Raw genomic sequence first — 11,800 nt, 5'->3', positions numbered from 1 at the left:
TTTAATGCCTATGGGCGAAGCGTGCAAGAGCATCTGCGCGCGAGAGGATGGCTTGATAAAGCTTATGTTTATCCTTACGATGAGCCTACGGAAGCCGATTATCCCCGTGTGTTAAAAGGCTTTCACCAACTTCGAGCAGCCATGCCGGATATGGCACTCATGCTGACGGAGCAAGTAGAACCCGGACTCATCGGCGGTCCCAATCTATGGTGTCCATTGATATCCTTCTATAATCACGAAAAAGCAGAGGAACGCAGAAAAGAAGGGGAACATTTTTGGTGGTATATCTGTACCGGTCCTAAACAGCCCTATCCCGGCCTCTTCATTGATCATCCCGGCACAGATCTCAGGGTGTGGCTCTGGATGACGTGGAAATACCATATTGAAGGTATTCTGATCTGGCAGAGCAATTTATGGACTACCGCAAAAGCCTACCCCGATCATCCACAAAATCCCTATGAAGATCCTATGTCGTGGATGAGCGATGGCAATACAAAGCCCGGAGACAAGCGCCCTTGGGGCAATGGTGACGGCCGGTTTTTATATCCCCCCGAATCAGCGGCCGACGCCCGTCCGACGGCTCCCATTTTGGAGGGGCCTGTTGAAAGCATCCGTTGGGAGATGCTTCGTGACGGTGTCGAAGATTATGAATATTTTGTAATCTTAAAACAAGCGATCCATGATCATGAGGCGGCTTTGTCCGAATCAGAAAAAGCGGCGTACATAGAATTAACGGAAGTACCCCGGAGAATAGTTCGTGATAGACGTAATTACACCAAAGACCCGGCACTGCTTGAAAGACAACGTAGTAGAATTGCCAAGACCATTGAAAAACTTATGCAACAAAACTAGCGCTGGGATTCTGCTCCTTCTCGTTTGCTGTGCCCTTTGTTGCTCCGGCGCAATTGCCCAAGACGAAACACCCCTTCGCTTGAACCAAATTCAAGTCATTGGTACACACAACAGCTACCATGTAGAACCCGATGAATTGATGCTGGATATTGCCTCCTCCTTTACAGAAGAGGCGAATTCAATGCGTTATAGCCACGATCCTTTGGATGTACAGCTAGATCAGGGAGTACGTAGTTTCGAACTGGACATTCATCCCTATTTAGATGAATTTGCTGTCTATCACATTCCGATACTCGACGAAGGAAGCCACTGCCCAAAGATAGAGGATTGTCTGCGCTTGGTTCTCGATTGGTCGCTTCAACATCCTGACCATATTCCAATTAGCTTTCTGCTTGAATTCAAAATCACGGAATCTTTGCTGTCCGGCAGAGAACTGCTTAAGGCAGATGCCGCTACATTAGCGTTATTTGAAAAAACAATACTTGCAGTGATGCCGAAAACGAAAATCTTAAGTCCTGATGACGTACGCGGAAACGCTGCAACCCTAACAGCCGCTGTTCAGTCCGAGGGATGGCCGCTGTTGTCTGACTGTCGCGGAAAATTCTTTTTTGTCCTCCATAACCGAACTGAATTGCGTGAAGCCTATACGAAAGAGCACCCTTCGTTGGAAGGGAGGCTTATGTTTGTGAATTCAACGCCCGACAGATCGGACGCCGCCTTTGCGGTTCCGGATAATCCTTATTCTCAGCGCGTCAAAAAATATATAGCCCAAGGAATGATCGTTCGTGTGAGGGCAGATGCGGGACTGAAAGAAGCAGGCGCGGGAGACACAAGCCGGCGCGATGCTGCCTTTGCCAGTGGTGCTCAAATTATCAGCACCGATTTCCCACGGGGGAAATGTCACCCGGAGACAGGGTACTGTGTCTCTTTTCCTGACGACCAGGATTACCGCGTGTCCCCCACACGCTTTACACCGGACTTACAGCCTACAAAATAGCGGATGTCTGCCTCGAGCTAGTGTTGAAGCGTGTACCCTATTCCCTATTTTCTAAAACCGGAGGGCGGGCGCTATGATACAATGAATTTGATATAAGCCTGTTTTGGGAAGTTGATTGGAGCGTTGAAAGAAGATGGAGATACTATGAATGTTTTGATTATCGGCGCCTTGGGGCAACTCGGAAAAGCTTTATGCACCGAATTTCAAGAGGATCATGTACTGCAAGCTGATCTTGACAGTACCGACTGTCCTTTGGATATCACCGATCACAGCGCCGTTCTTAAGTGTCTTCAAGATTTTAAAGCGGATTTGGTCATCAATACAGCGGCCTATCATGACTTGGTTCACTGTGAATCGCATCCGGACAAAGCCTTTGCTGTGAATGCTGCCGGAGCCATGGGAATCGCGCAAGCTTGCCGGCAAATCAATGCCCGATTGGTCTCTATCAGCACAGATTATGTCTTTGGCGGTGATTCCCAAAATCGAAATCTGCCTTATCGTGAATCTGATCTTCCGCAACCCTTGAATGTTTACGGGACAAGCAAACTTGCCGGTGAACATTTGGTGATGACCAACTGGGCGAACCACCTTGTTATTCGGACGGCGGCCTTATACGGCCATTCTCCTTGCCGGGGAAAAGGCCGGCTTAATTTTGTTGAAACCATGGTTGATCGCGCTTCGACGGGAGCGACCCTTAGAGCCGTTGACGATGAGTGGACCACGCCTACCACTGTCGACGTGTTGGCGCACCAGATAAAGGTATTAGCGGAAAAGGCGGCTCCGGGCCTCTATCATGCTACCTGCAAGGGTGCCTGTACATGGTATGAATTTGCGCAGACTGTTAAAGAGATCCTCAACTTAGAGATGGACGTGTTGCCCGTCCAAAGCAGAGAATTTCAGATCGGCGTACGAAAAGCAACGTACACAGTTCTCGATAACTACAAAGCGGAAAAAGCCGGCTTGGATATCATGCCCCATTGGCGGGATGCACTAAAAAAATATGCGGCCACGCGATGCAATGCATCAAACGTGACCGCATAAAATCACTTAGGCTAGGTATTCAGGCTTAAAAGTCTTCTTTCACATCGGGAATGCTCTGTCGACCCCTTTCAAGAATTTCTTCATCTAAGTCGTAGTCTTCCAATTCACCGCGCAAATATGATTCGTAGGCAGCGATATCGAAATGGCCATGACCGCTAAGATTGAAAAGGATTGTCTTTGCTTCACCGGATTCTTTGCAGCGCATTGCTTCATCCACTGCTGCGAAAATAGCATGACCCGATTCAGGAGCCGGGAGAATACCTTCGCACTTGGCAAAAAGCATGCTTGCTTTGAAACAAGGATTTTGGTAGAGGGCACGGGCTTCCACGAAGCCGTCTTTCTTCAAATGCGCTACAGTCTGCGCCACACCGTGATAACGCAATCCACCGGCGTGAATGCCGGGCGGGACAAAATTATGCCCCAAGGTGTACTGCTTCATCAGCGGCGTGAGCTGTCCTGTATCGCCGTAATCGTAGGCATAAGGTCCACGCGTCAAGGTCGGACATGCCGTAGGTTCCACCGCCAGAAAGCGCGTATTCAATCCTTTTTGAATTCGGTTTCTGATGAAGGGGAAGGCGATTCCGGCAAAGTTAGAGCCGCCGCCGCAGCAGCCAATCACGACGTCCGGGTAGTCGCCGACACTGTCCATCTGCAAAATGGCTTCTTCGCCAATAATGGTCTGGTGCATGCAAACATGGTTTAACACACTGCCCAGACTATATTTGACTTTGCCGCCGCTCTTAATAGCGACTTCAACCGCTTCAGAGATGGCCATGCCGAGACTGCCCGTTGTATCGGGATTATGCGCGCGTATTTTCTTTCCGATTTCGGTAGTATCGCTGGGGCTGGAAATAACGGTAGCGCCAAAAGATTCCATAAATCCTTTGCGATAAGGTTTCTGTTCGAAGCTGACCCGAACCATGTACACTTTACATTCCATGTCAAACATTGAACAAGCAATGGAAAGGGCAGTACCCCATTGTCCTGCGCCTGTTTCGGTGCTGAGGGATTGAACGCCTTCAACAAGATTGTAATAGGCTTGGGGAATTGAGGTATTGATTTTATGGCTTACTGACGGCGTGACACTCTCATTCTTATAATAGATCTTTGCCGGCGTATCCAAGGCTTCTTCAAGGCGATAGGCACGTCGTAAAGGTGTGGGCCGATACATGAGGTAACGATCCATCACCTCGCCGGGAATAGAGATATGACGCTGCGGACTCATTTCTTGTTCAATGAGTCCCAACGGGAAGATCGGAGCCAAGTCATCCGGAGAAACAGGTTGTTGCGTTACTGGATGCAATACAGGCGCAGCCGGTGTAGGCAGATCCGGCAACACATTGTACCAAGCGTCCGGCATTTTTTTTGCATCCAATAAAATGGCGTATTCTCGCATAAATCAAAAATCCTTTTCGTTGATAGAGAGTGGATGGACTCTTAATAGCTCAGAACAATTATTTGAATTTTATTTCCACGGTTGCACGAGGCTCAAGAACGCGGAACGTCAAGGTTTCTACCAGGTAAAGCGAAATGTTATCGCTATCATGACCGGTGTAGCCCACCGACAGATCTTGGCCGACAGTGAGTTCATAATCACCGCCGCGAAGGGAAACAACAGCCGCGCCGTCAATCACAGGACTCCACTCCGGAGTGCTTCCCGTCATCTGTTCGACTATGCGATAAACGGTGCCGCCACCTTGGATAATACGGCTCAAGATATCGAAAGCTTTTGAACCACCGACCAAGGCATAGGGGCCGCCGATGTTGTTTTCTCTCAATTGCGTAATGGCTGCTGCAACAGCATCAACCATGGCTGCAGGCTGGGCTTCGGTAACAATGGCTTCTGTATCAGCGCCACTGAGCATTCCTTCGATACCGGCTTGGGCGAGACCTTTGTACACGATATTTTCTTCAAATGCTGCCATCGCTTTCGCGGCCGCTTCCAAGGCGTCAAGGTCGACATCTTTCGCGCCGCGCTCTAAGTTTTCAAGTTCGCTTAGGCTTAAGATAAAGGGCTGACGCAGTTCAACAAGAGGCAGGGATTGACGTGTTCCCCAACTCGGTTTATCGGAACCGCCATTATCAACAATATTCGTGCGGCCCAAGCCGATGGAATCGACATCCCAGCCCAAGGGACCGTTAAAATCTACCACAGTTCTGGCTGACAGCCGAGACCGGAGAATATCTGCCGCATTGTCATCAATTTCATCCCAAACAGAATCAGAAATGGGAGCGGAAAATCGTTTTAAAGAATTAGTCATGATTAACGTCCTTTCCTAAGCGATCCGATACCAAGACCGGTCTTTTTCGTAGAGGAACCTTCGCCATTACCACCCATGGCATCTTCTTCCAATTCAGTGATTTCGCCGGAGGTAAACAAATAGGTTTTAAGTTCTTCATCGAATTCCGGCATTTGACGACGGATCCACTCCAAGGTCATGGCGGCATGTTCGATTTCTTCATCTCGGTTGTGAATCAAAATTGCCTTCAATGCTGCATCATCTGTTACGTCTGCGCGCTGATTGTACCAATCAACGGCCTCCAGCTCCTCGATTAAACTGGTCAGTGCCCGATGCATATTGCGTGCATTCACAGAGAGTTCTTCTGTTGGCTCATGATAACCGGTTGCCATAAAAATCTCCTTTCTTGATATTAAAGATGGAATAAACAACTCGTATATCACTGCTTGAACGCGGTGATAGGAAAACTAACCGTTCTATTATGCCCGTTTTATAGGTACAAACACCAGTCGCCTATAAAAAACACATTTTATTGGGCTAAGCCTAGATATATCAAGGACTTTGCTGGGCAGTACCTTTCATCACTTCCGTCGATCTCAGGATATTTTCGAATATATTTACCGCTGAATGAGGCTTTGCAGCCCCTTAAAGCGCCGCTCTTTTATTTGGGTCTAAACGAAGCATTTAGAATTTGAGGGTCGCCATCCAAAACAGATATCCGGCGGTATCATCACTGGTTCCACCACTAAATTGAGTGCCAAAGAAGTGTAGAAAACTGCCGCGTGTTAAGCCATCTCCGGGAAACAACACGTTTCCGTAGAGCAGGAAACTCAAATCCTGAGAATATTCATAGCGCGCCCACGCCGCAATTTCCCAGCCAAGATCATCGCTGCCTTTATCCGTCCAGAAACTCAATCCGGGCGCTACGTAAACGCGACGACCTGCCACCTTAATGGATTTGGGAGGATCAAAGGCTTCATCTGCCCAGTTTTTGGCAACATGCAGATGGAGGCGTACCTTTTCTGTGGGCTGCACTTCCACACCCGCTGTCGCTTGAATGAAGTTGGACAGCAAGCTATTGTCATTGATGGTAGGCGCATAGTTCTTTTCACTGAACAACCGATTAAAAGAGACGCTCGCTTGGGGTTTGTAGAAGGGATTCATCCAGTCCCAAAACGAGATGCTTCGGTTATCTTCGCCTTGGAAATAAACGCCCTGTATGAATAATCTCGGTTTCCAGCTTACATCCGTGAAGGTGTAGCCGAGGATGGCTTCCATGCCCCAATTGTCATATTTCGCGCCTGTATCTCCATTGAAGAAGCCGCCATTATCGAACATAGCGCCGATATGATCGGCGTCGCCGAATTGATATGCCACTTCTACGTTATAATCAAATCCTGCATGTTTTCCAAAAAGATGGGTACCTACTGTATGGAGGTTGGTAGAGCCAAAATGTCTTCCCAATCTGGAATTCACCCAATTGCCCCACGATGTCAGTTCTCTTGATTCAATATCGGTGTTGTCGTGAACATAGAGCCAGTAGGCAGACATGGTGAGGGGCTCAAAACCTTTATAGGTGCCGTAAAGACCATAGAGGTTAATTTGCTCATCAAAGAAACGGAGACTGTCGTTTTGTTTCGCCATGAACGCATCGACCGTAAAATTGGCATCGTTGTAGGTGAGACGTACGGCATCGTGGAACAGATACTGGGAAGGCGTTAACATATTCGACAACAGCCATCCAGAACCAAAAAGCAGTTCTTGACGGCCGACACGTAAGCTGACCGGTGTATCGAATATTTCGCGCAGTTCTATATACGCCTGATGTAATTGAACCTGATCAAGTCCATCAGCCCGTTTATCCGAGCCGAGCAGATAATTGGAGCGGAAACTTTCTCCAAAAACGTACCAGTCATAGAGTTCAATAAAAGCGCTGACATTGTTTGTGAAATCAGCTTTTACATTTAACTTGACGGAAGATTCTAAACGGGTCCAATTACGGCCGCTGCTGTCCCATTTAAATTGAGATATGGTTCCCGATGGACCTATGGGACGCCACGGCAGATAGTTCGCTTTGATTCTATTGGGAAGCGGTCTCTCATCTTCCCAGGTATTCATGTACCAACGCCCGCGAATACGTATCTCACCGCCAACGGAAACTTGGGTGAGTTCGGCTACGGCGCTATACGAGACAAAACCAAACACGGAACAAAATATTAAAAGACTGAATACGCTTTTCCAAAAATTGTTTTGCTTGAGACTCACTACACTTGCCACGGCATGTTTAAACAACATGAAACATTCCTCCATTTTTTGTTGTTTAGATCAAGATATCTTTTGACCAGTCTTAATCTTCCCCATCTTAATAAGCTGGGTACTCGCAATATGTCCTCCACTCCAGGGAATTGCAAAAAAACAATTTGTATCAGACTTTTGAAATTATACCAAGCATGCTTAGCAATAACAACTTTTCCAAAACGAAATTAGGTCTGTGAATTTGAAGGTATAGCTGACGCGATGTGGGTTCAAAAGCGGTTACCGGATTGCTGTAAAAACACGGTTATTTTTGTTTTTGTCAACATAACCGGATAGTTTTTTTAAGGGAAGGGCAGTTGCTGCAAGCGACTGACTTAAGGCTGCACGCCACGGGCGCAAAGCTCAGCCTTTGACAAGGTAGCCGGTGATGTATCCCAGAAGAAAGAACAGTATGGCGTTGAGTATAAACAAGACCGCTATTTTTATTTTTTGCTGGCGCTTGCGTAACCAAGCTTTCATACGCATTCGGCGTAACGCGCCGGGATCGGGATTAATCCAGGCCAAGATAGCGGTAATGTTATCTTTACCCCCATTTTCATTGGCTTTGTCAATCAATAAATTGACTTTGTCTTTTGACGTCAGGGGACGGCTTAAAATGTCGGCGATGAGATCTTCTGAAACCATATTGGTCAGCCCATCGGTGCAGAGCAGTAGCTGATCTCCCGTTTTGATTCCCCATTGGTAGGTATCAACTTCTATGGATTCATGGGTACCTATGCAGCGGGTGACCAAATTTTTACGACGATCCGCTTCTGCCGCCGCCAGCGTCATCAATCCTTGTTTTACCTGTTCATCTACCCAGCTGTGATCTTCTGTTTGTGCGATGAAGGAGCCGTTCCGAAACAAGTATCCCCGCGAATCACCCACATTTCCTAAATAGACATAGTTCGGTCGTATAATCGCCGCACATTGCGTGGTTCCCATGGGGCGCTTACTTTTGATTAATTCCCTGTTCGTCTGCCAAATACTGATGTTGGCCCGTTTCATGGCCGCTGAAATCGCGTCAAGAAAAAAACTGTCTTCTCTTTCAGAGGCGCGATCTTTTTCCGCAACGGGCCCTTCTTTTAAAACATCCGTCATGATTGACACGGCCAGTTTTGACGCAATTTCTCCCCCGGTGTGCCCTCCGAGACCGTCGGCAACGGTGAGTAACATTCCTTGATGAAACAGCTTTATCCCGGGAAAGCTATTATCAAACATTCCATAACTATCTTCATTCTTTGCTTTTTTGCGCCCTATATGCGACAAAGCAGCAGCGTCAATATGCATTAGATCAACTCCCTCCAAGAGAATGCAGCAACTCCCGGTATTGATAGCACCCTATTCTTAGCCTGCCCTATCAATCACAAAATAAACAAGCCTTTTATTCGTCTGAGAACATTTCCGGCCGCAGACCAATATTAACAACACTGCAGGCCAATATGGGTTCTAAGCCGAGCTTTTCCGCGGCCTCAATTAACGCGGGACTTTCAGAGCCCGGGTTAAGAAAAAACTCAGTCGGTTTTTTGGCGGCGATTTGTTCCAACAGTTTGATGCCCACTTCAGGCGCGACATACAAGGTAACACGATCCACCGGTTCGGGCACATCATCAATGGAACTGTAGCTTTTTACGCCTTCAATTTCCGCTTCAGTGGGATTCACCGGATAGACTGTCCAGCCGCCTTGAAGAAAAGCACGCACTGCTTTGTTCCCAAATTTTTTCCTGTTCTTGGAAGCACCTACGATTACAATAATGGACATGGCTATTCCTTCTTATGATTGCTTGCTAACACACAAGTTTGTATACGTTATGTGTGCGAGAAATAAAGGCTTCACTGCCGATTTTAAACGATGCCTACAAACGCATTACATAGAGTATACCACTATTCTTTTTCAGGGGCCGGAAAATATTCTTTTAATACAGCGAGATTAAGCATGGGATAGACCGGGAAACGATCCAGTAATTGCTTGACTTGATCCAATACCTCTTGTTGAATGTGTTGATCCAGCTCAAACATCCGCTTACTCGGTTTTCCTGCGTTGTTTCCGGTTTTTAACAAGGCGGGTTTCGTGTGATCCAAAATTTTGCGGATCAGGGCAGCGATCTCTTCCATTTCCGCCGGCGTCATACCCAAGGTGGTAATTGCCGCTGTTCCCAGTCTCAGTCCACTGGTGATGAGCGGTCCGTTTGCGTCGAAGGGAAGGGAATTAAAGTTTAAGGTGATGCCGCAGGCTCGAATGGCAGCAGCCGCTTGTGCGCCGGTCAATCCACAACTTGCCGCTACGTCAATGAGTAAGAGGTGATTATCCGTGCCGCCTGTTGCAAGGGTAAAGTTTCTGTCGGTCAATGCTTTCGCCAAGGCGCGGCTATTCTCAACAACACGTTGCGCATACTGTTTGTATTCAGGTCTGTTGGCTTCTCTAAAAGCAACTGCTTTGGCCGCCAGTACATGAGGCAAGGGACCGCCGAGCACAAGAGGACATCCTTTGTCCACATACTCAGCGAATTCCTTTTGACAAAGTATGAAACCGCTCCGTGGGCCGCGCAGCGTCTTATGGGTTGTTGACGTAACAATGTGGGCATAGGGAACGGGATTTTCTTCTCCTTGGAAAACACCTCCGGCAACCAAGCCGGCAAAGTGCGCCATATCAACCATAAAGACAGCATTCACTTTATCTGCGATTTCGCGCATACGTTTGAAGTTAATGCGGCGCGGATAGGCGCTGTATCCTGCCAAGAGAATCAAGGGACGTAATTCCAGTGCCATCGCCTCTATCTCGTCATAATCCAACCATCCCGTTTCACGGTTTACGGTGTAAGAGAAAGATTCAAACATCTTCCCGGACAAATTGCGTCGGTAACCGTGGGTTAAGTGTCCACCGGAATAATAATCCATGCCTAATAAGCGTTGGTTATTGATGGCATCCCTGACCTTGTTCCAGTCTTCGTTGGATAAGGCTGCAGGATTGGTAATGCCCAACTTTTCTAAAGAAGGCACTTCTACGCGGGCTGTTAAGATAGCCCAAAAAGCAACCATATTGGCATCGGCACCGCTATGGGGTTGTACGTAGGCATGTTCTGCGCCGAAGAGAGTACACGCCTCTTTACTCGCTAAATCTTCGATATAATCGACATTGTCGCAGCCTTCATAAAAGCGTTGAAAAGGAACACCTTCCGCATACTTGTCGGTCAGCAGATTTCCCATAGCCAATTGGGTTGCAGGTGAACAATAATTTTCACTGGCTATTAATTTTAAATAACGGCGTTGATCTTCAAGCTCCTGTACGATGGCCGCAGCCACTTCAGGGTTATCCGATGCAACAACCGACAAATTAGCCAAATACGCCAAGAATGTGGGGTCAACACTGTCTACACTCTGATTGTGTAAATAGCGATGCAGAGCAGAATTAGAGAACATAAGCCTCCTTTTATTTTAAATGTGGGATTTTGATACTCGGGGAAATATTAGGTTATAGTACCCCTCAACCCTGAAATGGTTCAAGCGAATGTTATTCTTTACTAAAAAGATTCTTTAAAAACCTCTTTGAGCGCATCATCGAAGAGGGTGTACAGGTCTTGGCTGAACAAGATAAAGCGGATTAGATTGATGCCCTCATGCTTGTCCAAAAAGTCTCTCACAGCATGCATGGCAATTAAAGCAGCATCTTTATGGGGGTACCCGTATACACCGCAGCTAATGGCAGGGAAAGCGATACTTTTGACATTATATTCCAAAGCCACCTCAAGAGAACGCCGGTAACAGGATGCCAGTAAAAGTGCTTCATCATGCTTTCCATCTTCATAGATGGGGCCGACAGTATGAATTACGTACTTGGCGGATAGCGTACCGCCGGTGGTAATTTTGGCATCTCCCGTGGAACAACCTTTTAATTTGCGGCACGCCTCAAGGATGGCTAGGCCGCCGGCGCGATTAATGGCTCCATCCACACCGCCGCCGCCGAGAAGCGTCTTATTGGCAGCATTTACAATAGCGTCAACGGATTCCTTCGTAAGATCGCCCTTCCTTACTTCTATCCGTGTGTTATTGAAAGGTACACTCATTTTTAGCTCCCTTGTAATAGCGTATATAACGATACTCGTTTTAGCTGAAGTCTATATAATACCATGTTGTTGTGTTGGAGATCGTCAGCGGCTTGCCTGATATTAGCGTTGAGGGCTACAATGACCTCCACCTTTACCCATAAATGCATAATAAGGAGATCTACGATGGTTCCGTTGCGGATGATGTTAGTTGTTGGGAGTCTTCTCGTTGCTGCCTCTGTCCATGCCGATGATTTAGAAAGCCTGTTTCATAATCCGCCTGATAGTACCAAGCCCCGGTGTTACTGGTATTGGATGGACGGTCATATCAC

Annotated in this window: 12 protein-coding genes; 4 read left to right on the top strand and 8 right to left on the bottom strand. The window is 47.4% G+C overall.

The window, feature by feature from the left end:
* From GX117_02320 to rfbD, 3 genes are all read left to right on the top strand, one after another.
* A partial coding sequence (locus tag GX117_02320) for a DUF4091 domain-containing protein (GenBank protein NLO32183.1) occupies positions 1 to 852 on the top strand: 852 nt, incomplete at its 5' end.
* Positions 853 to 931: 79 nt separating this feature from the next.
* Positions 932 to 1,849, top strand: a complete 918-nt coding sequence (locus GX117_02315; GenBank protein ID NLO32182.1) for a hypothetical protein — start codon at positions 932 to 934, stop codon at positions 1,847 to 1,849.
* A gap of 144 nt (positions 1,850 to 1,993) precedes the next feature.
* Positions 1,994 to 2,890 carry a dTDP-4-dehydrorhamnose reductase gene (rfbD, locus tag GX117_02310; GenBank protein NLO32181.1) on the top strand — a complete coding sequence of 299 codons (897 nt, stop codon included), beginning with the start codon at positions 1,994 to 1,996 and terminating at the stop codon, positions 2,888 to 2,890.
* A gap of 25 nt (positions 2,891 to 2,915) precedes the next feature.
* Here the strand turns inward: rfbD and GX117_02305 are convergent, their stop codons facing one another.
* From GX117_02305 to GX117_02270, 8 genes are all read right to left on the bottom strand, one after another.
* Entirely contained in the window at positions 2,916 to 4,286 is a 1,371-nt protein-coding gene (locus tag GX117_02305; protein ID NLO32180.1) for a TrpB-like pyridoxal phosphate-dependent enzyme, read from the bottom strand.
* A gap of 58 nt (positions 4,287 to 4,344) precedes the next feature.
* The gene (locus tag GX117_02300; protein NLO32179.1) at positions 4,345 to 5,151 is read right to left on the bottom strand and encodes a bacteriocin family protein; all 807 of its coding nucleotides are present in this window, start codon (positions 5,149 to 5,151) and stop codon (positions 4,345 to 4,347) included.
* Positions 5,152 to 5,153: 2 nt separating this feature from the next.
* Entirely contained in the window at positions 5,154 to 5,522 is a 369-nt protein-coding gene (locus GX117_02295) for a hypothetical protein (GenBank protein NLO32178.1), read from the bottom strand.
* A 292-nt stretch (positions 5,523 to 5,814) separates the two neighbouring features.
* Complete coding sequence (locus GX117_02290; GenBank protein NLO32177.1) at positions 5,815 to 7,425, bottom strand: alginate export family protein; 1,611 nt, start codon at positions 7,423 to 7,425, stop codon at positions 5,815 to 5,817.
* Positions 7,426 to 7,788: 363 nt separating this feature from the next.
* On the bottom strand, positions 7,789 to 8,715 hold the full coding sequence (locus tag GX117_02285; GenBank protein ID NLO32176.1) for a serine/threonine-protein phosphatase: 927 nt from the start codon (positions 8,713 to 8,715) through the stop codon (positions 7,789 to 7,791).
* A 94-nt stretch (positions 8,716 to 8,809) separates the two neighbouring features.
* Positions 8,810 to 9,187, bottom strand: coding sequence for a CoA-binding protein (locus tag GX117_02280; protein NLO32175.1), 378 nt, complete (start codon positions 9,185 to 9,187; stop codon positions 8,810 to 8,812).
* Between the two features lie 122 nt (positions 9,188 to 9,309).
* Positions 9,310 to 10,845, bottom strand: a complete 1,536-nt coding sequence (locus tag GX117_02275; protein NLO32174.1) for a glycine hydroxymethyltransferase — start codon at positions 10,843 to 10,845, stop codon at positions 9,310 to 9,312.
* Between the two features lie 101 nt (positions 10,846 to 10,946).
* Positions 10,947 to 11,489 carry an O-acetyl-ADP-ribose deacetylase gene (locus GX117_02270; GenBank protein ID NLO32173.1) on the bottom strand — a complete coding sequence of 181 codons (543 nt, stop codon included), beginning with the start codon at positions 11,487 to 11,489 and terminating at the stop codon, positions 10,947 to 10,949.
* Positions 11,490 to 11,654: 165 nt separating this feature from the next.
* On the opposite strand from GX117_02270, the gene GX117_02265 reads away from it, so the two are divergent.
* Positions 11,655 to 11,800 (top strand): hypothetical protein (locus GX117_02265; GenBank protein ID NLO32172.1); only part of this gene is annotated, 146 nt, incomplete at its 3' end.

The organism is Candidatus Hydrogenedentota bacterium (genome assembly GCA_012523015.1).
Taxonomy (GTDB): domain Bacteria; phylum Hydrogenedentota; class Hydrogenedentia; order Hydrogenedentales; family CAITNO01; genus JAAYBJ01.
The sequence above is the reverse complement of the archived record's forward strand: the minus strand, read 5'-3'. Positions and strand labels throughout refer to the sequence as shown.